At 69.1% G+C, this 22,730-nt stretch carries 27 protein-coding genes; 16 read left to right on the forward strand and 11 right to left on the reverse strand.

From position 1 onward, the window contains the following. The first annotated feature begins 30 nt into the window (after positions 1 to 30). Positions 31 to 438: a MerR family transcriptional regulator gene (locus AB0F51_RS02410; protein ID WP_360272820.1), complete on the forward strand. Its 408-nt coding sequence runs from the start codon at positions 31 to 33 to the stop codon at positions 436 to 438. An 88-nt stretch (positions 439 to 526) separates the two neighbouring features. Continuing rightward, positions 527 to 1,525 carry an aldo/keto reductase gene (locus tag AB0F51_RS02415; RefSeq protein ID WP_360272823.1) on the forward strand — a complete coding sequence of 333 codons (999 nt, stop codon included), beginning with the start codon at positions 527 to 529 and terminating at the stop codon, positions 1,523 to 1,525. Here AB0F51_RS02415 and AB0F51_RS02420 read toward each other — a convergent pair whose 3' ends face one another. The 4 genes from AB0F51_RS02420 to AB0F51_RS02435 all read right to left on the reverse strand — a co-directional run bounded on the left by AB0F51_RS02420 (position 1,526) and on the right by AB0F51_RS02435 (position 4,824). After that, a complete protein-coding gene (locus AB0F51_RS02420; protein WP_360272826.1) occupies positions 1,526 to 2,260 on the reverse strand; it encodes an anti-sigma factor in 735 nt (244 codons plus the stop codon). 5 nt (positions 2,261 to 2,265) lie between these two features. Continuing rightward, a complete protein-coding gene (locus tag AB0F51_RS02425; protein ID WP_360272829.1) occupies positions 2,266 to 2,862 on the reverse strand; it encodes a sigma-70 family RNA polymerase sigma factor in 597 nt (198 codons plus the stop codon). A 112-nt stretch (positions 2,863 to 2,974) separates the two neighbouring features. Then, complete coding sequence (gene fdhD, locus AB0F51_RS02430; protein ID WP_360272832.1) at positions 2,975 to 3,802, reverse strand: formate dehydrogenase accessory sulfurtransferase FdhD; 828 nt, start codon at positions 3,800 to 3,802, stop codon at positions 2,975 to 2,977. A 17-nt stretch (positions 3,803 to 3,819) separates the two neighbouring features. Beyond that, positions 3,820 to 4,824: a phosphotransferase gene (locus AB0F51_RS02435; RefSeq protein WP_360272835.1), complete on the reverse strand. Its 1,005-nt coding sequence runs from the start codon at positions 4,822 to 4,824 to the stop codon at positions 3,820 to 3,822. A 67-nt stretch (positions 4,825 to 4,891) separates the two neighbouring features. On the opposite strand from AB0F51_RS02435, the gene AB0F51_RS02440 reads away from it, so the two are divergent. Then, positions 4,892 to 5,509, forward strand: a complete 618-nt coding sequence (locus AB0F51_RS02440; protein ID WP_360274549.1) for a trimeric intracellular cation channel family protein — start codon at positions 4,892 to 4,894, stop codon at positions 5,507 to 5,509. Here AB0F51_RS02440 and AB0F51_RS02445 read toward each other — a convergent pair. Together AB0F51_RS02445 and AB0F51_RS02450 are read right to left on the reverse strand one after the other, a co-directional pair. Continuing rightward, a complete protein-coding gene (locus tag AB0F51_RS02445) occupies positions 5,492 to 6,400 on the reverse strand; it encodes a MerR family transcriptional regulator (protein WP_360272838.1) in 909 nt (302 codons plus the stop codon). The two genes, AB0F51_RS02440 and AB0F51_RS02445, sit on opposite strands and share 18 nt — an antisense overlap. A gap of 40 nt (positions 6,401 to 6,440) precedes the next feature. Beyond that, the gene (locus AB0F51_RS02450; protein ID WP_360272841.1) at positions 6,441 to 7,640 is read right to left on the reverse strand and encodes an MFS transporter; all 1,200 of its coding nucleotides are present in this window, start codon (positions 7,638 to 7,640) and stop codon (positions 6,441 to 6,443) included. Between the two features lie 77 nt (positions 7,641 to 7,717). Here AB0F51_RS02450 and AB0F51_RS02455 point away from each other — a divergent pair, with 77 nt between their 5' ends. The 4 genes from AB0F51_RS02455 (at position 7,718) to AB0F51_RS02470 (ending at position 11,156) form a co-directional block, all read left to right on the forward strand. After that, entirely contained in the window at positions 7,718 to 8,851 is a 1,134-nt protein-coding gene (locus tag AB0F51_RS02455) for a ferrochelatase (protein WP_360272844.1), read from the forward strand. Continuing rightward, positions 8,848 to 9,648 (forward strand): inositol monophosphatase family protein, encoded by an 801-nt coding sequence (locus AB0F51_RS02460; RefSeq protein WP_360272846.1) that lies wholly within the window; start codon positions 8,848 to 8,850, stop codon positions 9,646 to 9,648. Before AB0F51_RS02455 ends, AB0F51_RS02460 begins: the two co-directional genes overlap by 4 nt. A 277-nt stretch (positions 9,649 to 9,925) precedes the next feature. Continuing rightward, positions 9,926 to 10,225 (forward strand): DUF4193 domain-containing protein, encoded by a 300-nt coding sequence (locus tag AB0F51_RS02465; protein ID WP_012921380.1) that lies wholly within the window; start codon positions 9,926 to 9,928, stop codon positions 10,223 to 10,225. A 136-nt stretch (positions 10,226 to 10,361) separates the two neighbouring features. Then, positions 10,362 to 11,156: a DUF427 domain-containing protein gene (locus tag AB0F51_RS02470; protein WP_360272849.1), complete on the forward strand. Its 795-nt coding sequence runs from the start codon at positions 10,362 to 10,364 to the stop codon at positions 11,154 to 11,156. Here the strand turns inward: AB0F51_RS02470 and AB0F51_RS02475 are convergent. Then, the gene (locus tag AB0F51_RS02475; RefSeq protein WP_360272852.1) at positions 11,153 to 11,428 is read right to left on the reverse strand and encodes a DUF4235 domain-containing protein; all 276 of its coding nucleotides are present in this window, start codon (positions 11,426 to 11,428) and stop codon (positions 11,153 to 11,155) included. The genes AB0F51_RS02470 and AB0F51_RS02475 overlap by 4 nt on opposite strands. Positions 11,429 to 11,467: 39 nt before the next feature. After that, positions 11,468 to 11,923, reverse strand: a complete 456-nt coding sequence (locus AB0F51_RS02480) for a DUF3093 domain-containing protein (RefSeq protein WP_360272855.1) — start codon at positions 11,921 to 11,923, stop codon at positions 11,468 to 11,470. A gap of 52 nt (positions 11,924 to 11,975) precedes the next feature. Here AB0F51_RS02480 and dut point away from each other — a divergent pair, with 52 nt between their 5' ends. The 5 genes from dut to AB0F51_RS02505 all read left to right on the forward strand — a co-directional run bounded on the left by dut (position 11,976) and on the right by AB0F51_RS02505 (position 14,808). Beyond that, the gene (dut, locus tag AB0F51_RS02485; RefSeq protein ID WP_360272858.1) at positions 11,976 to 12,428 is read left to right on the forward strand and encodes a dUTP diphosphatase; all 453 of its coding nucleotides are present in this window, start codon (positions 11,976 to 11,978) and stop codon (positions 12,426 to 12,428) included. Between the two features lie 136 nt (positions 12,429 to 12,564). Continuing rightward, complete coding sequence (locus AB0F51_RS02490; protein WP_360272861.1) at positions 12,565 to 13,269, forward strand: DUF3710 domain-containing protein; 705 nt, start codon at positions 12,565 to 12,567, stop codon at positions 13,267 to 13,269. A gap of 54 nt (positions 13,270 to 13,323) precedes the next feature. Continuing rightward, positions 13,324 to 13,713, forward strand: coding sequence for an OB-fold nucleic acid binding domain-containing protein (locus tag AB0F51_RS02495; protein WP_360272864.1), 390 nt, complete (start codon positions 13,324 to 13,326; stop codon positions 13,711 to 13,713). Further along, a complete protein-coding gene (locus AB0F51_RS02500; RefSeq protein WP_360272867.1) occupies positions 13,706 to 14,569 on the forward strand; it encodes a DUF3159 domain-containing protein in 864 nt (287 codons plus the stop codon). Before AB0F51_RS02495 ends, AB0F51_RS02500 begins: the two co-directional genes overlap by 8 nt. A 68-nt stretch (positions 14,570 to 14,637) precedes the next feature. Then, positions 14,638 to 14,808: a hypothetical protein gene (locus AB0F51_RS02505; protein WP_360272870.1), complete on the forward strand. Its 171-nt coding sequence runs from the start codon at positions 14,638 to 14,640 to the stop codon at positions 14,806 to 14,808. A 35-nt stretch (positions 14,809 to 14,843) separates the two neighbouring features. On the opposite strand, the gene dapA is transcribed toward AB0F51_RS02505, so the two are convergent. Further along, positions 14,844 to 15,740, reverse strand: a complete 897-nt coding sequence (gene dapA, locus AB0F51_RS02510) for a 4-hydroxy-tetrahydrodipicolinate synthase (protein ID WP_360272873.1) — start codon at positions 15,738 to 15,740, stop codon at positions 14,844 to 14,846. Between the two features lie 74 nt (positions 15,741 to 15,814). Here dapA and AB0F51_RS02515 point away from each other — a divergent pair, with 74 nt between their 5' ends. Both AB0F51_RS02515 and AB0F51_RS02520 read left to right on the forward strand, forming a co-directional pair. Next, positions 15,815 to 16,723: a LysR family transcriptional regulator gene (locus AB0F51_RS02515; RefSeq protein WP_360272876.1), complete on the forward strand. Its 909-nt coding sequence runs from the start codon at positions 15,815 to 15,817 to the stop codon at positions 16,721 to 16,723. A gap of 61 nt (positions 16,724 to 16,784) precedes the next feature. Then, positions 16,785 to 18,056, forward strand: coding sequence for a hypothetical protein (locus AB0F51_RS02520; RefSeq protein WP_360272879.1), 1,272 nt, complete (start codon positions 16,785 to 16,787; stop codon positions 18,054 to 18,056). Positions 18,057 to 18,068: 12 nt separating this feature from the next. Here the strand turns inward: AB0F51_RS02520 and AB0F51_RS02525 are convergent, their stop codons facing one another. Next, complete coding sequence (locus AB0F51_RS02525) at positions 18,069 to 18,737, reverse strand: TrkA family potassium uptake protein (protein ID WP_360272882.1); 669 nt, start codon at positions 18,735 to 18,737, stop codon at positions 18,069 to 18,071. Further along, positions 18,737 to 19,399: a TrkA family potassium uptake protein gene (locus AB0F51_RS02530; protein ID WP_360272885.1), complete on the reverse strand. Its 663-nt coding sequence runs from the start codon at positions 19,397 to 19,399 to the stop codon at positions 18,737 to 18,739. Before AB0F51_RS02530 ends, AB0F51_RS02525 begins: the two co-directional genes overlap by 1 nt. A gap of 95 nt (positions 19,400 to 19,494) precedes the next feature. Here AB0F51_RS02530 and AB0F51_RS02535 point away from each other — a divergent pair, with 95 nt between their 5' ends. After that, positions 19,495 to 21,522, forward strand: a complete 2,028-nt coding sequence (locus AB0F51_RS02535) for an APC family permease (protein WP_360272888.1) — start codon at positions 19,495 to 19,497, stop codon at positions 21,520 to 21,522. Then, positions 21,519 to 22,688 carry a TRAM domain-containing protein gene (locus AB0F51_RS02540; RefSeq protein ID WP_360272891.1) on the forward strand — a complete coding sequence of 390 codons (1,170 nt, stop codon included), beginning with the start codon at positions 21,519 to 21,521 and terminating at the stop codon, positions 22,686 to 22,688. Before AB0F51_RS02535 ends, AB0F51_RS02540 begins: the two co-directional genes overlap by 4 nt. Positions 22,689 to 22,730: the final 42 nt, after the last annotated feature.

The following is a 22,730-nucleotide window of genomic DNA, read 5'->3' on the forward strand; positions in this document are numbered from 1 at the left end:
GGAGTGGGGTCCAGGTAGTTGGGTAGGGGCATGACCTCGATCCAGGTGCCGGATGGTGGCGTGACGATTGGTGAGGCGGCTCGGTTGACCGGGTTGTCCATCGACACGTTGCGGTACTACGACCGCGAAGGGCTGCTCGGGGAGTTGCCGCGGGACGGTGGTGGGCGGCGGCGGTTCGACGAGCTCAGCATCGGGTTGCTGGACGTGCTGATCAGGCTGCGGCGGACCGGGATGCCGATCGAGCAGGTCCGGCGGTTCACCAAGCACGTGCGCGAAGGGGACCGGGATCGGGCCGGGCGGCTCGCGTTGCTGCGCGAGCACCGGGCGAAGGTGATCGCGGATCTGCGGCAGCTGGAAGCCGACCTCGAGGTGATCGACTGGAAGATCGCGGCCTACCAGGCCGCCGAGGACGGTCTCGATCCGCCGCCTCGCGACTGAACCGACCAACTGACTGATTGACGATCAGGCACACGCGTCCGCGTGCTGCCGTGGCTCCGCATGCCCTGCGGAGGACAAGGAGAAGACGATGACAGAGGTGACGCAACGACGGCTCGGACGCGGCGGACGTCGTACCGGCGCGTTGGGGATCGGGTGCTGGGCGATCGGGGGACCGTGGCAGTTCGACGGTCGGCCCGCGGGCTGGGGCGAGGTGGACGACGAGGTCAGCATCCGGATGATCCACACTGCGGTCGACGCCGGCATCCGGTTGCTGGACACGGCGGACGTGTACGGCGCCGGGCACAGCGAGCGGGTGGTGGGCAGGGCCCTGGCTCAGCTGCCGGCCGACCTACGGAGCGAGGTGGTCGTGGCGACGAAGTTCGGCAACCGCTTCGACGAGGCGACTCGGACGGGTGGCGGGAAGGACACGTCGCCGGGGGCGATCCGGGCCGCGTGTGAAGCGAGCCTGCGGCGGCTCGGCGTCGAGGCGATCGATCTGTACCAGTTGCACGACCGCGGCCACGCCCCGGTCGAGGACATCGTGGCGACGCTCGAGGAACTCGTTGCCGAGGGCAAGATCAAGGACTTCGGCACCAGCGACGACTCGCCGGAGATGATCGCGGCCTTCGGGAAGTCGACGGCGGTCAGCGTGCAGTCGCAGCTCAACGTCTTCGGGCACAACCCGGAGGTGCTGAAGGCCGCGCACGAGCAGGACTTCGCCGTACTGGCGCGGACTCCGCTCGCGATGGGCCTGCTGACCGGCAAGTACAACCTGGCGAACCGCCCGGGCGAGGACGACGTACGCCGGGACACCCCGTGGTGGACGTACTTCGACGACGAGGCGATGGCCGACTGGCTCAAGCGTCTGGAAGCCGTCCGCGAACTCCTCACCACCGACGGCCGCTCGCTGACCCAAGGCGCCCTCGCCTACCTGTGGGCCCTCGACGAGCGCATCGTCCCGCTCCCCGGAGCCCGCACCCCTGACCAAGCGGCCGAACACGCCGCCGCCATCTCCTACGGCCCTCTTCCAGACGCCACCCGGGAGGAAATCGACACTCTGCTGGCCGATTCCCCCGAGCGTCGGTGATCAGGCCATCGGAATGACGGTGGCGGTGCTGAGGGTGGGTTCGGTGGCTCCTGGCCTGTTCTCCACGGTGACCCCGAGGGCGATCTTGCCGACGATGCCGCCTTGGATGAGTTTGGGCTGGTCGGTGGTGGCCAGGCCTATCGAGTGCATGTCGCGGGACTTGTCCATCAGCCAGAGTTGGTAGGTCTTGTCCTCTGGGAGCTTGGGGAGGTTGTGGAGCAGGACGATGGCGCGGTCCTTGGCCGGGGACATCACGACGGTCGCCTGGCCGCCGCTCTTGAGGTTGCCGCGGACCGTCTGGGCGTCCGACTCGGCCAGGAGGGCGGCGAGTTGCTCGTTCTCCTGCTGGGTGCGGCGGTTGTCGCGGTACTGGTCGATCGCGATGCCGCCGGCCCCGGCGACGGCGAGGCCGGCCGCGGCGAGGCTGAAGAAGGAGCGGCGGTTGAACTTCCGGCGTACCTGGGCCGCCGGCTCGGGGGCCGGTGCTTCGGGTTTGACCAGCGGGTGGAGCTGCCGGGTAGTGGCGATCTCGGCGAGCACGCGCGCCTTCAACGCCGGTGGCGGTTCGGTGGCGACCGCCGTACCGAGTTTGTTGGCGGCTTCGCGCAGTTCGGCGACCTCCGCGCTGCAGGACGGGCAGTCGGCGAGGTGCGCCTCGAAACCAACTCGCTCGTCCTCGGGCAAAGCGTTCAGTACGTAGGGTCCGGTGAGCGCGTGCACTTCCGGTGTCGTCATGGCCCTCACCTCCCCGTCACTCCCAGGCAGTCGCGCAGCCGGATCAGGCCGTCGCGCATGCGTGCTTTGATCGTCGCCAGCTTGGCGTCCAGCAGTTCGGCCACTTCCCGGTACGAGTATCCGCCGTAGTAGGCCAGCGTCACCGACTCCCGCTGCAGCTCGGTCAGCGAGGACAGACAGTGCCGGACCTGCTCGACCTCGAGATTCGTGGTGACCGCCTCGGCCACTTCGTCGTACTCCGTGGTGGCGCTGGCCGCCGCGATCGCCTGCTCGCGGTCGGTGGACGACTGCTCGGAGCGGACCCGGTCGATCGCCCGGCGATGAGCCATCGTCAGCACCCAGGAGGTGAGCGAGCCGCGTTCGGCGTCGTACCGGGTGGCGGTGCGCCAGATCTCGACCATCACCTCCTGAGTGACTTCCTCGGACTGGGCCGGGTTGCGCAGGACCCGCCGGATCACGCCGTAGACGCGCGGCGCCATCAGGTCGTACAGCTGGGCGAACGCATCCGCGTCACCGCGGGCCACCCGCGCCATCAGGTCGGCCGGGCTGCCGGCGGCCGGATCGACCACCCGCGGCCACGGTAGGGCCGTTTCCTCGCTCACGGTGGCATCCTCGGGGTCGTCGGTGACTGTGGTCGGATGGTGTTCGGAGCGGCCCGGCCGCCGGATGGGTCAGCGCCTCGGGTCAGCGCGGGTCAGCTTGGGTCAGCTTGGGTCAGCGCAGGACGCGATCGGGCGCGCTGTAGATCACGCAGCGCTCGCCGCGGGTGAAGCCGACCAGGGTGACGTCGAACCGCCTGGCCAGGTCGACCGCCAGGCTCGACGGAGCGCCGACCGCGACGATCATCCCGATACCCGCGGCGACCGCCTTCTGGATGATCTCGTAGCCCATCCGCCCGCTCACGACCAGCACCAGACCGTTGCGGCTCTGCTGGTTGAGGACGGTCCAGCCGACCGCCTTGTCGACAGCGTTGTGACGGCCGACGTCTTCCCGTACGACGACCTGGCGGCCGTCGGCGGTGAAGAGCCCGGCCGCGTGGAGCCCGCCGGTCCGGCCGAAGGTGGGTTGCGCCTCGCGGAGGAGTTCGGGCAGCCGCAGTACGACGTCCAGCGGGACCTCCACCGGGTCGACCGGGGCGTAGTCGCGTTCGGCGAGCTCGTCCAGGCTCTGCTGGCCGCACACACCACAGGCGGCGGAGGTGACGCCGTACCGCTGGGGTGGTTCGCGGTCGGGCGGCCCGTCGAAGGTGACCGTCACGGTGTTGAACTGCTGCTCGCTGGTCAGCTTCACGTCCGTGCAGTAGGCGACCGTGGAGATCGCGCCAGGCCGTACTGCGAACCCCTCGCCGAGGCAGAAGCCGGCCGCGAGCTCGAAGTCCGATCCGGGCGTCCGCATCGTGACGACCAGCGGCTCAGGCGGACGGCCGGGCCACTCGAGCCGGAGTTCGAGCGGTTCCTCGGTGACCACCATGTCCTCACGCCGGGACGTCCGCGCACCGTCCTGCACCTCGACCTTGTACCTGGTGGTCGGCCCTTTGCTCATACTCCCAAGCTAGAGCGTCAGGCCCACTCGCGCCGTACGGCGAGCCAGTCGAGGAAGGCCCAGGCGTAGAGACGCTGGTGCCGGCGGATCTCCGGGGTGCAGCCGGGTGGTGGCGGCGCGTCGAGTTTGTTGAGCATGTAGACGGCGATGGTGGCCGCGTAACAGTCGAGATCCTCCGCCGGTACTGCGGACGTCAGCGGGCTCGCCTCGAGCGCGGCGAACGTGTCGATGCCGTCGCGGTGGGCCAACGGAAGGAGGCCGACCCAGTCGAACCAGACCGGGCCGAGACAGAGCCAGTTCCAGTCGAGCGTCCAGCAGGTGTTGTCCTGGTCGATCAGGAGGTTGTCGGGACGGATGTCGCAGTGGACCGCAGAGTCTCCGGACAGCGCCGTCGGATAGAGATCGACCAGGTCCTGGAGCTCCTGCAGGCGAGCGGGCAGCCAGCGCTGGAACCCGTCAGGGAGCGGTTCGTCGCCGGCCAGGATCTCGGCCGGCCGCCGGCGCGGGAAGTCGCGCGACTCGATCTGGGCGGTGAACGGTTCGAGATCGGCGTACGGGCTGGGGGTGAGGGCGGCGGCCATCGACTCGCAGGTGGCGGTGACGGTCGCGAAGTCCTCGGCGGTCCAGGGGAGGCCGGGCATCCGTCCCTCCACCCGCTCAGCCGCAACCGCGAACCACCGTCCGTGGGTGCGCGAGTCGGCGAGTTCGGTGGCGTGGGCGGTGGCGATGATGCGGGGGACGTGGATCGTGCTGGGCAGGCGCGGGACCAGCTCGGCCTCGCGCTGGTACGCCGTGTAGGGGTGCTGGGACTCATGGGCGGCCTTCACGAACACCTCGCGACCGTCGGCCAAGGTGACTGGAGCCGCGAAACCGCCGGTGAAGCCGGAGCCGACCGAAGGGCCGGCCTCGGCAATCTCGGTGCCCAGGGCAACGGCCAACGCAGTACGGAGGGCCTCGGGGAGCGCGCTCCAGGGCGGCCTCGCCGAGGTGGCGGTGTAGTCGACGACGGGCGGTCCGCTCATGGCGGAAGCGTAGGCGTCCCAGCCGGTGAGCGCTGCTGGTTCTGCCGATTCCACGCGCTACGGTTCGCTGGTGAACGGATGGGCTCTGCAGGTGCTTGATCTCGTCGGGATCTTCGTGTTCGGGATCACGGGAGCCTTGGTCGGGGTGCGGAAGAAGCTGGATGTGTTCGGCATCCAGGTGCTCGCGCTGGTGACCGGCCTGGGTGGTGGGTTCATCCGCGACGTGCTGATCGGGGCGACACCGCCGGCCGCATTGGTCGACTGGCGATACCTGGTGGTGCCGGTCACCGCCGGGCTGATCACGTTCTTCCTGCATCCCGGGATCGGTCGGGTCGAGCGGCTGGTGAACATCTTCGACGCGGCCGGGCTCGCGTTGTTCTGCGTCACCGGCGCCCGCAAGGCTCTGGAGTACGACCTGCCCCCGCTGTCGGCAGCCCTGGTCGGCACGATCACCGGGATCGGCGGCGGAGTCATCCGCGACCTGCTCTCCAACCGCGTCCCCGTCGTACTGCGCAGCGAGATCTACGCGACTCCTGCCTTCCTGGGCGCCGGCATCGTGGTGGTCGTCGACGCCCTGGGTTACAACGCGGCCTGGACCACCCTCGCGGCCGCGATCGTCTGCTTCGTCATCCGGCTGTTCGCGATTCGCCGCGGCTGGAACGCCCCACTACCCCGCATGACCTAGGGCTTCGATGGTCCACTCGTACGTCGGAGTGAGCGGCTCGGGCGGTGCCCATTCGTTGACGATGGCAAGCAGTTCCAGGTAGCGCGCCCAGCGCGGGTCGTTCGCTGTCCGGAGCAACTCGATCAGACGCTCACCTTCACCCGAGCCCGCGCCCGAGCCCGAGCCCGAGCCCACGGTCGCCTTGTACTCCGACAGAACCGCCTCGACGATCGGCCGAGCGGCAGGCGAGTCGGGCGCGATGCCTGCAGTCAGAGCGGGCCGGACCTGCGAGCGGATCCTGGCCACGAGGTCGGGCTGGAGATCGGCGGACTTGTAGTCGGCCACCAGCTGCCGTACGGCGTCGCGGAAACCGGGCTGCTGGGTGAGCTCGGCCAACTCGATCCAGGCTGAGAGCTGTTCGGGTGACGGGTGGTCCGGGAGTTCGGCAGTCAGCGTTCTCCGGAGACCGCCGAACAGCGGGTCGGGTCCGAGGACGCTGTCGAGGAAGTCGTCGAGCAGGTGCTGCCGTTCGGTTTCGGAGAGTCGGGCCAGGCGGTGCATGAGGTTCAGCTCCTCGGGAGTCGAGCCGCGCTCGGCCACCGCGGTGAGGATCGCGCGTCGCAACCGCAGGGTCCGGATCTGGACGGTCAGTGCCTCGGCGTGCGCCGCGGCGACGTCGGAGAGCGCTGACTCCTGGTCCAGAACCTTGCGGATGGTGTCCAGATCGAGTCCGAGCTCACGCAGTGAGCGGACCAGATCCAGGCGAGCGACGTCAGCGAGGCTGTAGCGGCGGTAGCCGGCGGGGCTGCGGTCGGTCGGCGGTACGAGCCCGCGATCGGAGTAGAACCGGATGGCCTTGACCGACAAGCCGGTACGCCGGGCCAGTTCACCGATCGAGTAGAGCTCGTTCATGCCACCACCCTCGCGTCTCCCATCGGGGGAGACTCAAGCCTCAATTGTGGGCGAAGCGGGTGCGCGGCCGCGCGAAGGTCACCGAGACGCTGGCGACCAGCGCGCAGGCGATGCCGATGGTGACCGGCACCCAGTACGCCGTCGACGCGCCCCAGAGGTCGACCGCGTGCCCGGCCGCGGCGTTGCCTGGGGCAACACCGAGTAGCAGGCCGGTGACGGTCCAGGTGATCGCTTCGGTCAGGCGCTGCGGCGGAACCCATTCCTCGACGCAGGCGGTGACCGCGACCATCGTCGGCGCGATCGTGAGCCCCGCTCCGAACAGGACCGCACCCAGCACGAGGATGTTCCCGACCCATGGCAGCGGAGCCAGCGTGATGGCCAGCGCGATGGTCCCGAGCAGCAACCGCCGCTCGACCGGCGCCCGCCAGTGCACGGACCCGTACCAGAGCCCCGCCAGCAGCGACCCAAGCGCCCACACAGCCAGTACGACGCCCGACATGCCCGGCTGGCCCACCTCGGCGGTGAACGCGACAGTGACCACCTCAGCGCTTCCCAGCGTGGCTCCCAGACCCAGCCCGATGATGCTGAGCAGGAGCAACGAGAGCCAGGGAAGGGGCGCCTTCTCCGTGCCGTCGGACTTGCCCCGGCCAGGCGGGTCGGAGGCCCGTAGCGCCGCCAGCCAGATGCCGCCGGCCAGACCGAGGACGCCGGCCGACGCCAGGGCGGCGTACGGGTTGACCTGGGTGGCGAGGGCTGTGACCAGGACCGGGCCGACGATGAAGACCACCTCGTCGCCGACGGCCTCGAGCGCGAAGGCGGTCTGCAGCGCCCGGCCCCGGCCGAGCAGATGGGTCCAGCGCGCGCGGACGAAGGAGCCGACCTGCGGACGGGTGCCACCGGCAACGAACGAGACCAGGTACAGCACCCAGGACGGCGCGTCGGCCCGGACCGCGACCAGCAGGCCGGCCAGCCCGATCGTGCAGAGCACCGTGCCGACGAGCAGCAGCACACGCTGGCCGAACCGATCGACGAGCCGGCCCTGGATCGGCCCGGTGAGCGCTCCCGCGACCACCGCGACGCCGGAGACCGCGCCGGCCAGCCCGTAGGAGCCGCTCTCCCGGGCGATCAGGATGACGATGCCGAGCCCGATCATCGAGATCGGCATACGCCCGACGATCCCGGCGACGAAGAAGGCACGGGCGCCGGGGCGGCGCATGAGGTGTACGTAGGGCTTCAGCATCGGAAATCGTGCTCACCCTAGCTGCCGGCCAGGGGTCCGTGCGCATCGTTTTGCGGCGCGCCTGGGATCATCGAGGTATGTCCGTCGAGCCGACGCCTGATCCATCCCCTGATCCGACTCCCTACGACGCCGTCCTGCTGCTCTCCTTCGGTGGCCCCGAGAAGCCCGATGACGTGCTGCCCTTCCTGCAGAACGTCACCCGCGGCCGGGGCATCCCCGACGAGCGGCTCAAGGAGGTCGGTGAGCACTACTACTCGTTCGGTGGCCGCAGCCCGATCAACGACCAGAACCGGGAGCTGCTGCAGGCCCTCCGGAGCTCGTTCGACGAGGTGGGCCTCGACCTGCCGATCTACTGGGGCAACCGCAACTGGGCGCCGTACCTGGTCGACACGCTGCGCCAGATGACGACCGACGGCGTACGACGGGCTGTGGTGATCGTCACGAGCGCCTACCCGTCGCACTCCGGCTGCCGGCAGTACCGGGAGAACCTGGCCGACGCGACCGCGGCGGTCGAGGGGGCGCCGGTGATCGACAAGCTGCGCCACTACGCGAACCACCCCGGCTTCGTCGGCTCGTTCGTCGAGTCGACCGCCGAGGCGCTCAGCAAGCTGCCTGAGGGCTCCGCGATCGCCTACGTGACCCACTCCATCCCGACCGCTATGAACGCGACTAGTGGACCCGACGGCAACGCGTACGTCGGCTGGCACGAGGACGTGGCCGCCGAGATCAGCGCGGAGATCGAGCGGCGTACCGGGGTCGAGCGCAGGACCGCCCTGGTCTACTGCTCGCGGTCCGGCCCGCCGCAGGTGCCGTGGCTGGAGCCGGACGTCAACGACCACCTGGAGGAGCTGGCAGCTGCCGGTGTGCCCGGTGTCGCCGTAGTACCGATCGGGTTCGTCAGTGACCACATGGAGGTCATCTACGACCTCGACACCGAGGCACTGGCGACTGCGAAGAAGCTCGGCCTCCCGATGGCGCGTGCTGCGACTCCCGGCACCGGGGAGCAGTTCGTGACGATGCTGCGTGACCTGATCGTCGAGCGAGCCGCCGCAGAGCGCGGTGAGCAGCCGCAGCGGCCCTGTGTCGGCAAGCTCGGCCCGGGCTGGGACGACTGCCGCCCCGACTGCTGCCCCGCCCTCCGCCGCCCTGGAGCGCCCCACAAGCCAGCTGCCCCCAACCCAGCCGCACCGGCCGCGAAGGAATCTGCATGAACTCCGAGAACCCCCAGGACCTGCTGAAGCTGGCGGTCGAGGTCGCCGCCGAGGCGGCCCAGCTGATCGTCGAGCGCCGCCGGGGCACGATCACGGTGGCCGACACCAAGAGCACCGCGACGGACATCGTCACCGCCGTCGACCGGGAGTCGGAGGAACTGATCCGGGCCCGGGTGCTGGCCGCCCGGCCGGACGACTCGTTCCTGGGCGAGGAGGGCGATGACGTCATCGGCTCCAGCGGCGTGCGCTGGGTGGTCGACCCGATCGACGGCACGGTCAACTACCTGTACGACATCCCGACGTACGCCGTCTCGATCGCGGTCGAGTACGACGGCCGGACGGTGGCCGGTGTGGTCGTGGACGCGCCCAAGGGGGAGATGTTCACCGCGACGCTGGGTGGCGGGGCTTATCTGGACGGCAAGCCGATCCAGGTCTCGGACTGCCCGGACCTGAGCAAGGCGCTGGTCGGCACCGGCTTCGGGTACGACGCGCCGCGGCGGGAGGTGCAGGCCGAGGTCGTGCAGTCGCTGATCGCGAAGGTCCGCGACATCCGCCGGATCGGGGTGGGCGCGATCGACCTGTGTTACGTCGCCTGCGGCCGGCTCGACGCGGTCTACGAGCGCGGCCTGAACCCGTGGGACTACGGCGCGGGCGCGCTGATCGCGGCCGAGGCCGGCGCGACCGTCGGCGGCCTGCACGGAGCGCCGGTTTCGCCGGAGATGTCGATCGCGGCCACCCCGGCCGTGTTCAGCGCGTTGCACGATGCGCTCGCTGCCGCCAACCCGCTCAGATCGTAAAACTGCTCGTTACTGCTCATTGCGCACACTAATGAGCATTCGACTGTTCGGTCCTGTCTCAATCCGCGACACGCGGGCAGAAAGGTGGACCCCGGCGCGCGTGAAGGCCTGTCGATAGGGCACAATCCCTGCCTCGGGGGCGGTATTGATGCCGCTGCCAGCCTGTCTGTCAAGGGTTTCGGGCGACGAGAGCTTCCAGGACGGAATTTCTCGGCCGCTTTACCCGTTCAAGGGCTCAGCAGGCAACACCACGGGTACGAAGAGGGCAGGGAACACCATGGCGACTGATTACGACGCCCCGCGCAAGACGGACGAGGACTCCAGCGAAGAGTCGATCGAGGAACTGAAGACTCGCCGTCACGACAAGAACTCCGGCAAGGTCGACGAGGACGAGGCCGAGGCCGCCGAGAGCTTTGAGCTGCCCGGCGCCGACCTGAGCCACGAAGAGCTGGCGGTACGGGTCCTCCCGCGCCAGGCCGACGAGTTCACCTGTTCGAGCTGCTTCCTGGTTCACCACCGCAGCCAGCTCGCGAACAGCAAGAACGGACAGCTGATCTGCCGCGACTGCGCTGCCTGAACCACAGCGCCTTCGCCCTGCTCGGCTGAGTCCGTACCGGCTTACGGGACCGTCCCCTGATCGAGGGGACGGTCCCGTTGTCATGTCCTCTTACCGATGCCGCGGCGGGTGCTTAGCCTGAGGTATGAGCAAGCGGATGAGTGAGCTGTGGGCGGCCGGGCTCGGACTGCTGCGCTACGAACCGACCGAGATGCGGATCCGGGCGAGCTCCGGCAGCCGCGAGCTGGTGGACACCACTCGGGCGGTCCTGGTCTGGGAGCCCCGGCGAGTAGTGGCCTCGTACGCCGTACCGGTGGCTGAGCTGCGCGTCGAGCTCACTGAGTCCTCCGTGGAGCCTGTACCGGCGCCGGACGGCATCTTGCATCCCGGCATCCCGTTCCTGGCGCACTCGTGTCCTGGCCAGGTAGTGGACGTCGCCGGGCTGGCAGGTGCCGGGTTCCGGCCGGACGATCCGGAGCTGGCCGAGTACGTAGTACTGGACTTCAGTGCCATCGACGAGTGGTACGAGGAGGACGAGCGGCTGGTTGGGCATCCCCGGGAGCCGCACCACCGGGTGGCGGTCCGGCCGAGCTCGCGGACGGTACGGCTGGAGCTCGACGGAGTAGTGCTGGCGGAGAGCAGCCGGCCGACCCTGGTGTTCGAGACCGGCCTGCCGATGCGCTTCTACCTGCCGCGTGAGGACGTGGTCGCCGAGCTGCTGCCGAGCGAGCGGCGTACTACCTGCGCCTACAAGGGGCATGCGCGGTACTACGCGGTCGAGGGCAGCAAGGACCTGATCTGGAGCTACCCGGAGCCTCTCAAGGAGGTCCGGGAGATCGCTGGGCTACTGGCCTTCTTCGACGACGTGCTGGACGTCTACATCGACGGGAAGCTGAGGGAGCGGCCGACCGGCCCTGTCGCAGAAGCCCTGCGACAGGAGTTCGGTATCTAGTCCTGCTTGTCGTAGCCGGGCGGGAGCGTCCCGGTCGACTTGACCCAGTACTTCGCCGCGCGCTCCTCGGCGAACCGCTTGGCGGCGGCGGCCGAGGCGCCACTGGCCACGGCCCAGGTGACGATCTCGATGTAGCCGGCCTGGTTGCCCTTGGGTGGTTTGCCGCCCGACCCGATCTTCCAGGCCGTCGTCACCGCCTTGTTGGCGACCAGCGACACCACGATCGTGAACGCCATCAGAACGAGCTTCCAGCCGATCTTGGCTCCGACCACGACTACCTCCTAGCTACTGCTGACTGCGATCCCCGTCACTCAGGATCTTGCCACGCTGTCGGCCGTGAGGGCGGCTGCAAGCCGGTCGGGATTCCTGGTGGCGATCAACCAGTACGGCGCTGGGTCCTGCGGATCGGTGATCTCGACCCGTACTGCGCCCCGCACGTAGCTGCGCAGTACCAGGTAGGCGGCGGGGTCGCAGTCTCGCCCAAACGCGGTGCGGACGGCTTCACCCGTGAGGGCCTCCGCCTTGCCGAGGTACTCCCGCTCGATGACGGCCCGGCCGGCCCGGAGCTTCTCGGAGTCGACAGCAACCACAGCACCGCCGTACCGGATGAACAGGGTGGTCAGGAGGACCGCGGCGATCCCGGCGACCGCTAGGCCCGCGCCGACGCCGGCGGGGACGGCGATGATGACGTACAGCGTGATCACCGCGGCAGCCGCGATGATCCACCAGCGCACCGGCACGCTCAGCCGTTCCCGATAGTGCTCCACGGCACCAGCCTGGCACGTGGACCGTCGGACCGCGTCGATAGGGTCACCTCCCATGACTGAGGTACTGATCCAGCGGCTCGACGAAGACCTGCCCGTACCGGCGTACGCGCATCCCGGGGACGCGGGAGCCGACCTGGTGGCGGCCAGTGACGTGACCCTGAAGCCGGGGGAGCGGGCCCTGGTCGGTACCGGTATCGCCATTGCGTTGCAGGACGGGTACGCCGCGTTCGTGCACCCGCGGTCCGGACTGGCCGCGAAACACGGGGTGTCGATCGTCAACGCACCGGGCACTGTGGATGCGGGCTACCGTGGCGAGATCAAGGTGTGCCTGATCAACCTGGATCCCGCCACCGAGGTGACCGTCAAGCGGGGCGACCGGATCGCGCAGTTGGTCGTCCAGCAGGTCGAGAAGGTCCGGTTCGTCGAGGTACGGACGTTGCCGGGGTCGGCTCGGGGCGAGGGCGGGCACGGCTCGACCGGTGGCTTCGGTGGTGTGACACGCTGATCAGGTGCACGCCGTTGACCTGCGGCATGCGCGAGACTACGGCGGGCCGCGACAGGTGTCGGGCCAGCTGTACGACGAACGAGCCTGTGATCTCACAAGGCTGTGTCATTGACAAAGACGTAGAGGGGCAAGAGCAGTGATCTTCCGTCGCAAGGGCAAGAACGACGAGGCCGAGACGACCGGCGGTTTCTTCGGCGACGAGGAGGACGCCGCCGACACCGCAGACGGCGGTGCTTCTGACGAAGGGGCCGAGGCCGGTACGCCGGTCGGTCGCAGCGCCGGCCCGTTCGACTCCACCGAGGTCGACGCGGCGACGCTGGAGGCCGAGGACCGGATCGATCTCGGCGCGCTGGTGATCACCGGGATGCCCGGGATGGAGCTGCGGCTGCAGGTCGACGAGGCCAGTGGCGAGGTGCAGGCGGTCCTGCTGGTGCTGGAGGACTCCGCGCTCGAGCTGCGCGCGTTCGCCGCCCCCAAGACGAGTGGCATCTGGGCCGAGGTCCGGCGTGAGATCGCCGCCGAGGCGACCCGGATGGGTGGCACCGCCTCCGAGACCGAGGGGCCGTTCGGTACCGAGCTCGTGCTCGTCGTACCGGTCGAGGACCCCGAGGGCCAGATCTTCAGCCAGACCTCCCGGGTGATCGGCATCGACGGTCCGCGCTGGCTGCTGCGGGCCACGGTGCTGGGCCGCGCCGCGGTCGAGCCGGAGGCCGCGCCGCCGATGGAGCACTCGCTGCGCAACGTCGTCGTGGTCCGTGGCACCGAGCCGATGGCTCCGCGCGAGTCGCTGGCGCTGCGGCTGCCGGCCGGCGCCCAGGCGGCCACCGAGGAAGAGGCCTGACGCGAATGTCCGGATACCGGCCGAGCTCCCGCCCGAGCGGATTACACTGGTCCCATGGGTAGCGAGAAACCCGGGGGGCTGTGGAAGCGCGCCTTCAGGGGCCTGGCCGGCGACCGGGACCAGCAGGACGCCGAAGTACTGCAGGACTACGCGCACGACTGTGGCGCGCGGTCCATCACCGGCTGCCAGGACCGGGAGCTGGTGACGCTGTACGGCACGCTGCGCACGATCACCTTCAGCCCGCGCGGCGGCGTACCGGCGCTGGAGGGTGAGCTGTACGACGGCACCGGCACGGTGAAGCTGGTCTGGCTGGGCCGGCGCAAGATCGCCGGCATCCATCCTGGCTCGGAGCTGATCGCGTCCGGGCGGATCGGTGTCGTGGACGGGGACCGGGTGATGTTCAACCCGCGGTACGAGCTCCGTCCGATGGCCGCGCATGGCTGACCCGCGCGGCACCCATCGCGACCAGCTCGACGAGGACCTGAACGAAAAACTCGTCGAGATTCTGAAACCGGAGATGGAAGCGGCCTCGACCGTGCCGCCCGCCACCGACGATCCGGCAACTGCCTCGGCCCCGGCCTCGGCTTCTGGGCAGGCCCCGGCGGAAGCTGACGATTCGACGGGGGAGAGGCCGGCCAAGCCGGCTCCGAGCAGCGACAAGGACTTCTTCCACGCCCTCGGCGGCTGGGGAGCACTGCTCGACATCGGCCTGCCGTGGATCGCGTTCATGGTCGTCTACGCGGCCTCCGACCACGACCTCAAGCTCGCTTTGATCGTCGCCGTCGCCTGCGGTGGCGCGGTGGCCCTGCTCCGGCTGGCCCGCAAGCAACCGCTGCGCAACGTGATCGGCGGCTTCATCGGAGTCGCTTTCTCTGCCTGGGTCGCGCACCGCAGCGGCAAGGCCGAGAACGTCTACCTCCCCGGCATGATCCTCAGCGGTGTCTATCTGGTGATCTACGGGCTGTCGATCGCCGTCCGCTGGCCGCTGTTCGGGGCGATTTACGGCCTGATCACGCAGACCGGCGGCGCCTGGCGTCGCGATCCCGACATGTTCCGGGGTTTCAACCGGGCGACCATGGTCTTCGCCGGTCTGTTCGCGGGCCGGCTGGTGGTCCAGATCCCGCTGTACCTGACCGAGCGGCTGAACGCTCTGGGGATCGCGAAGATCGGCCTCGGCCTCCCGCTCTACGCCCTGGCGCTCTGGCTCGCGTACTCCGTCCTGCGCGGCTCACTCCCGCCGGACAAGTGGGACGACACCCGCGACCACGTCACCGGCATTCTCCGGGGCGTGAAGAAGTAGCGATTTCCCCTCCCAGTGAAACGTTGTGGGCTCGTTGCCCGATACAACTATCTGGGAGGGGTGATCAGATGGGGGAGACAGCGCGACGGCTGCTCGCGTTCCTGCGCATCGTGGAGCGCGGCCCGGCGCCGTTCGGCGAGCTGGGCGACGACGCCGTACTGGACGCCTGGTTCGGGCGCCAAGCGCCGGCCCGGACGCCCGATCCGGCCGTGTTGCCGGAAACCTCGGCGCCCAGCTAGACCCGCCCAGCTACACCTCGCGAAGCGAGGCCCGGCTAGGCGGGCAGGGCGATGGTTTGCAGAGCTTTCGCCAGTTGTTCGCGGTAGACCGGCGCGGGCTCGACGAGAGGGAGCCGAACGGTCGGGTGCGGGATGATGCCGAGCTCGGCCAGGGCAGTCTTGGCCATGGTCGCGCCTTGGGCGGTGCCCATGATGGTGTCAGTCAGGCCGAGCAGTGAACGCTGAATCGCCCGCGCCGCGTCGAGATCACCGGCGTTGACGGCCCGGATCAGGTCGGCGTTCTGGCCGGCGGCGACGTTGCCCACCACGCTGACCACGCCGACCGCGCCGGAGGCGAGGTACGGAAGGTTGAGTTCGTCGATCCCGCAGTAGTACGCGAGCGACGTACCGGCCATCACGGTCATCGCCTCGAAGAGGTCGCCCTTGGCGTCCTTGACCGCGCGGATCCTGGGGTGGGCGGCCAACTCGATCAGGGTGGACTGCTCGATCGCGATGCCGGCCCGCGGCGGGACGTCGTACAGCATGACGGGGAGTTCGGTGGCGTCGGCGATCGCGAGGCAGTGGGCGGTCACGCCGGCTTGGGTCGGCTTGTTGTAGTACGGGCAGACGAGCAAGAGCGCGTCGGCTCCGGCGGCCTCGGCCTCGCGGGCGCGGCGGACGCTGGAGGCGGTGTCGTTGGTGCCGATGCCGGCGATGACCCGGGCCCGGTCGCCGGCCCGGGCCGCGACCGTGCGGATGAGGTTGTTCGTCTCGGCCTCGGTCAGGGTGGGGGACTCGCCGGTCGTGCCCGCGACGACGATGCCGTCGCAGCCGGTGCTCAGGAGGTGGTCGACCAGGTTGCCGACCCCGGACTGGCTGATCGAGCCGTCGGGTTCCATCGGAGTGACCATGGCGACGAGGTTGGTGCCGAAGAGGTGCGCTGCGGACGTCATGGGGATGAGCCTGCCGTGACGTGAGAGCTGCGGTCCAGCGATGGTTTTTTGGCGATAGTGCTTAGCTGTGCTTCATGATCGAGGTTGGAGCACTACGGGCATTGCGGTCAGTGGCGGCTCTCGGGACGCTCGCGCGGGCTGCTGAGGAGCTGGGGTTCACCGCATCGGCGGTGTCCCAGCAACTCAAGCGGCTCGAGCGCCAGGTCGGCGTACCGGTGCTTGCTCCGTCGGGGCGTGGGGTCGTGCTGACACCGGCCGGGCAGGCGATCGTCGACTCCGCGCCCGATGTCTTCCAGGCCTTGGAGCGTTGCGCCGAGGCCGCCGCGTCCGTCGCGGAGGGCGCGCCCCGCGGCGTACTGCGAGTCGTCGCGTTCTCCACCGCCATCCGCGGGCTCCTCGCGCCGACCCTACTGCCGCTGTCGACGCGCTGTCCGGACCTGCGCCTTCAGATCACCGAACAGGATCCCGACGAGGCCCTGCGCAGTGTCGACGCCGGTATTGCGGACCTCGCTCTGCTCCACGACGCTGACGGACTCCCGGTCTCGCTGCCGGGCTCACTGACTCAGCGCCACCTGCACACCGACCACGGTGACGTCGTCATGAGCCGGGCGCATCCGCTCGCTCAGCTCGACACCCCGCTGACCGCTGCCGAGCTGACCCGCCACGCCTGGGTGACCAGCCCGCCGGGCACGGTTTGTCACCAGTGGTTCCGGCGGCTGTTCGCCGATGGGGCTGAGGAGCCCGACGTACGGCATCTGGTCGACGACTTCGCCACGCAGCTGTCCCTGGTCGCGTCCGGTGATGTGATCGCTCTGATCCCTCGTCTGGCCCGTCCACCGCTGGGGGAGGAGCTCGCCTCCCGACCGCTGCGGCGGCAGCCCAGGCGCGAGGTACACGCGGCCTGGCGGCGTAGTGCCGATGCCAGTCCGGCGATCCAAGCGGTGCTGGCGGAGCTCACCTCCGCGGCTGACTCGCTCGGTTAGCCCTCGGGATGGGGAACAATCGGGCCCGTCGGGGGTCCGGGTGCGAGGCAAGGAAGTGGTTGTGGGCGTCACCGGTCTGATCATCATGCTGCTGGTAGGTGCGGGTGTCGCCATCACGGTGGTCCTGCTGCTGCGCCGGCAGCGGTACATCAAGTCGCTGCACGACCGTGGCTGGGCGTTCGTGAACAGCCCGACCTTCGACGCGGTGGCCAGACTGCACAACCCGCCCTTCGGCATCGGCTTCCACCGCAAGCCGGACGACCAGATCACCGGTTTCACCACCTCCGGCAGGCCGTTCCAGGTCATCGAGTACCGCTCGGAGCACTGGTCCGGCTGGGTCGGGATGGTCACCCTGTCCCGCCGCCTCCCCGAGCTGTGGATCACCGGCGGCCAAACCCAACCCCGGTACGGCGTTGCCGTGGCCGGCGTGCCCTCGCCGGCTCAGCTCGGCCCGGGCTGGCAGCTCGGCGCGATGAACCCGGCGTTCGCCGCGGAGGCCGTGACGCCGCAACTGTGCGAGCGGCTGACGGCGATGGCAGCTGGACAGCCCGGTGTGAACCTCAGCATCGACGGCGATCAACTCGTGGTCCTGGATCCGCCACGCAAGGATCCCGACCTGCTCGCCCCCTGGCTGGATCAACTCGACACCATCGCCGCGGCGATCGACGCGACACCGCTGGACCACTGGACAGAGCCGGAACGACCCCCAGGATTGACTTTCTACCATCACCCCGACTGGTACTGGATCGGCGTCGACGACAGCCTGCTGCAAGGCACTCCGGTGACGAGGTCCGGCCATGATCACAGCACCAGCGAGGTGATCCGGGGTCGCGACGGTGACGGGCCGCCGTTCGTCGCCTTCACCCATCACTGGAAGACCACTCGCACCGAGACCACCACCGACAGCGAGGGCCGGACGCACACCAGGACCATCACCGAGAACCACAGCGAACCGATCCTTGGATTCCAGCTCCCGACCCGGATGCCACCGCTGCGGGTCGGGAAGCGCGGCTTCGGCGGCGGCATCAGCTTCGAGAGCGGCGCCTTCAACGAGCAGTTCGCGGTGCACGCCCAGGACACGAAGTACGCCTACGACGTGATCCACCCGCGGCAGATGGAGTACCTGATGGCCAACTCACCGGCAGCCTTCGAGCTCGCCGGCGACTGGGCCTGGTTCTCACCCGGCGTCCACAGCCAGCCGATGGTCGCCCACAGCTCGCTCTTCCTCCGCGGCTTCCTGGCCCGCATCCCGCGCTTCGTCTGGCGCAACCTCGGCCTGGCGGAGGCGCCGTACCCGCCTGTCGAGACGGGTGCGGTGCCAACCAGTCGGTAGGCCGCGGACGAACTACTTGCGGTGGTGCGGGGACAGCATGTCCTCGAGCTGTTCCTCGGTTTCGTCGGCGGCGACGAAGAGGAGCTCGTCGTTGAGCTCGAGGGTGCCTTCCGGGTCGGGGCGCAGGACGCGGCCCTCGCGGATGATGGTGACGAGGGCCGTGTCGACCGGCCAGTCGATGTCGCCGACTCGCAGGCCGATCATCGGGGAGTCCTCGGGCAGGGTCAGCTCGACCAGGTTCGCGTCGCCCTGGCGGAAGGTGAACAGCCGGACCAGGTCACCGACCGAGACCGCCTCCTCCACCAGTGCCGACATGATCCGCGGCGTGGACACCGCCACGTCGACACCCCAGGCCTCGTTGAACATCCACTCGTTGCGCGGATGGTTGACCCGGGCAACGGTCCGCGGGACGCCGAACTCGGTCTTGGCCAGCAGCGACACGACCAGGTTGGTCTTGTCGTCACCGGTGCTGGCGATCGCCACCTGGCAGCGCTGCAGGGCGGCCTCCTCCAGGGAGGACAGCTCGCAGGCGTCGGCGAGCAACCACTCGGCCCGGGGTACCGACTCGGCCTTGATCGCTCGCGGGTCCTTGTCGATCAGGAGGACCTCGTGGCCGTTCTCCAGCAGCTCCGCAGCGATCGATCGTCCGACGTTGCCAGCGCCGGCGATGGCTACCCGCATCACAGCTCCTCAGGCTTGGTACCGAGTTGGGACTCGATCGCCGCGGCGTCGCGCTCGAGCATGACGACGTGGACCAGATCGCCTTCCTGGATCACCGTGTCGGGCTTGGGCATCAGGCCCTCGCCGAGCCGGGTCAGGAACGCGACCTTCGCGCCGGTGGCCTTCTCGATGTCCAGCGCGAGCCGGCCCACCCAGCCGGAGTTCACGTGCACCTCGGCCAGCCGGACCGTACCGGACGGGTCGCGCCACTCGGGCTCCGAACCGCTCGGCAGCAACCGCCGGACCATCTGGTCGACGGTCCACTTCACCGTGCCGACCGTGGGGATGCCGAGCCGCTGGTAGACCTCGGCGCGGCCCGGGTCGTAGATCCGCGCGACGACGTTCTCGACGCCGAAGTTCTCCCGGGCGACACGCGCGGCCAGGATGTTGGAGTTGTCACCGTTGGAGACCGCCGCGAACGCCTCGGCGTCCTCGATCCCGGCCTCGGTCAGTACCTCGCGGTCGAACCCCATCCCGGTGACGGTGCGGCCGGCGAAGTTCGGGCTCAGCCGGCGGAAGGCGTCGGCGGACTGGTCGATGATGGCGACCGTGTGGCCGCGCTTCTCCAGCGTGCGGGCCAGTGTCGACCCGACGCGGCCGCATCCCATGATGACGACGTGCACTCCGTGATCACTCCTTGCCCCGGTGGGGCCGCTGGCATCGGTCTCGGCAGGGATAGACGCTACACCGGACCGGGGCTCCCTCTAACATCACCGGTGTGACCCCCGCACTAGGCGACATCGGCAAACGCATCCTGATCGGACGCAAGCTGCGCAGTACGCAGCTGGGCGAGACGCTGCTTCCGAAGAAGATCGCGCTCCCCGTGTTCGCCAGCGACGCTCTGTCGTCAGTCGCCTACGCCCCGGACGAGATCTTCCTGACCCTGTCGCTGGCCGGTCTGGCGGCGTACTCGTTCTCCTGGAAGATCGGCCTGCTGGTCGCGCTGGTGATGCTGATCGTGGTCGCGTCGTACCGGCAGAACGTGCACGCCTACCCGTCCGGCGGTGGCGACTACGAAGTGGCCACGGTCAACATCGGCCCGACTGCCGGGCTCACCGTGGCCAGCGCGCTGATGGTCGACTACGTCCTGACCGTCGCGGTGTCAATCTCGTCCGGCGTCCAGAACGCGCGCTCCGCGCTGCCCTTCCTGGCCGGGCACGAGGTGTCCCTGGCGGTCGGGCTGGTGCTGATCCTGACCGCCTTGAATCTGCGAGGGGTCCGCGAGTCCGGTGCGCTGTTCGCGATTCCGACGTACATCTTCATGGCAGCCGTCATCGGGATGGCGATCTGGGGGCTGGTCAGGCTGGCCGCCAACAGCCTTCCGCAGGCCGCCAGCGCCGGCTTCGACATCCATCCCGAGCCGGGCCACGAGGTCTTCAGCGGGGTGGCGGCGGCGTTCCTGCTGGCCCGCGCCTTCTCGTCGGGCTGTGCGGCCCTGACCGGGGTCGAGGCGATCAGCAACGGCGTACCGGCGTTCCGCAAGCCGAAGAGCAAGAACGCCGCCACCACGCTGCTGCTGCTCGGCGCGATCGCGATCACGATGCTGATGAGCATCCTGTACCTGGCCTCGAAGATCCAGCTCCGGTACGCCGAGGATCCGGCCACGCAGCTCTACCAGGACGGCAAGCCGGTCGGCGACTCGTACAACCAGCAGACGGTGATCGCCCAGATCGCCGATTCGGTCTTCTCCAGCTTCGCACCTGGCTTCTACCTGGTGATCGCGGCGACCATGCTGATCCTGGTGCTGGCGGCCAACACGGCGTTCAACGGCTTCCCGGTGCTCGCGTCGATCCTGGCCAAGGACGGCTTCCTGCCCAAGCAGTTGCACACCCGGGGTGACCGGCTCGCCTACAGCAACGGCATCATCTTGCTGGCGCTGGCCGCTGTCGGCCTGATCATCGCCTTCGACGCCCAGGTGACCAAGCTGATCCAGCTCTACATCGTCGGCGTCTTCGTCTCGTTCACGCTCAGCCAGTTCGGCATGATCCGGCACTGGACCCGGCACCTGAAGACCGAGACCGACGGCGCCAGGCGGCGGCAGATGATGCGGTCCCGCAGCATCAACGCGGTCGGCCTGACGCTGACCGGGGTCGTGCTGATCATCGTGCTGATCACCAAGTTCACCCACGGCGCCTACATCGCGATCATCGCGATGGCCGTGCTGTTCCTGATGATGAAGGGCATCCGCCGGCACTACGACACGGTCGGCCGGGAGATGGCGGTGGACGCCAGCGACCAGCTGATGCTGCCGGCCCGGGTGCACTCGATCGTGCTGGTCTCCAAGCTGCACAAGCCGACTCTGCGGGCACTGGCCTTCGCCAAGGCGGCCCGGCCGTACATGCTCGAAGCGGTCACCGTCGACGTCGACCGGTCCGAGTCGGAGGCGCTGCAGGCCGAGTGGGACGCGCGGGACATCCCGGTACCGCTCAAGCGGCTGGCGTCGCCGTACCGGGAGATCACTCGCCCCATCGTGCAGTACGTTCGAGACATCCGGCGGCAGTCGCCACGGGATGTAGTCATGGTTTACATCCCCGAGTATGTCGTCGGGCACTGGTGGGAGCACATCCTGCACAACCAGAGCGCACTACGGCTCAAGGGCCGGCTCTTGTTCACACCTGGTGTGATGGTTACGTCCGTTCCGTACCAGCTGATCTCGTCCCAGGCGGCTGAGGAGCGGCAGGATCGTGTAGACCGCGTAGCCGGCCAAGTACGGCGCGGCGCGCGCAAGAGTTCAGGAGACCGGTGACGGCAGAGCAGATCGTCGGGACGCTACTGGAGCTGGAAGTGGGGCCAGTAGCCCACGGCGGGCACTGTGTCGCGCGCTACGAGGGCCAGGTGGTCTTCGTGCGGCACGCGCTACCAGGGGAACTGGTGCACGCCCGCGTGACCGAGCAGAACGCCAAGTACCTGCGGGCGGACGCAGTACAGGTACTGACCCCTTCACCGCAGCGGATCGAACCGCCCTGCCCGTACGCCGGGCCGGGCCGGTGCGGCGGCTGCGACTTCCAGCACGCCAACATCGTCGAGCAGCGCCGGCTGAAGGCGACCGTGGTGTCGGACACGCTGCGGCGGATCGGCGGGATCGAGCGCAACATCGTGATGGAGTCGCCCGGCGACGACGGCCTCGGCTGGCGGACCCGGATGCGATACGCCGTCGTCGACGGCCGGCCAGGCATGTACGCGCACCGCTCGCACGACCTGGTCCCGATCGACAAGTGCCTGATCGCCCACCCGGACACACCCGACGTACTGCACGAGCAGTGGCCGGACGCCTCGTCAGTGAAGGCAGTGGTGTCGTCGGAGGGCAAGACGGCCGTACTGACCGACGACAACTCCGGTGGTCGGGTTGTGGAGGTCGTGCGCAACAGGCGGTTCCGGGTAGAGGCCGACGGGTTCTGGCAGGCTCACCCGGCCGCTCCCGAGATGCTGGTGGACGCAGTACTGTCCGGGCTCGAGCCGCGCGAGGGTGAGACGGCCATGGACCTGTATTCCGGAGTGGGGCTGTTCGCGGCCTTCCTGGCGGAGGCGGGGTGCGCAGTACTGGCTGTGGAGGGCAGCAAGGCCGCGGTGAAGAACGCCCGGCGGAACCTGCACGACCTGCCGGCTGTGACGCTGGAGGCGGGTGACGTCGCCAAGGTGCTCAACAACGCGGCCCGGCAGGGGCTGGAGTCGGTCGACCTGGTCGTCCTCGACCCGCCGCGCGACGGAGCGGGCAAGGACGTCGTACGGCGGATCGCCGCGCTCACGCCGCGCAAGATCGCCTACGTCGCGTGCGACCCGGCAGCGCTGGCACGGGACCTGAAGACGTTCGGGGGGCTCGGGTACGACGTGGCCTCGCTGCGGGCATTCGATTTGTTCGGGATGACGCATCACATAGAGTGCGTGGCTGTACTCGAACCGCGAGCCGCTTAGCGCTGCGTGTAGCCGTCGGCGGTCTCGGGTAGCGTGCTGGCT

This window comes from Kribbella sp. NPDC023855 (assembly GCF_040639475.1).
Classification (GTDB): Bacteria; Actinomycetota; Actinomycetes; order Propionibacteriales; family Kribbellaceae; genus Kribbella.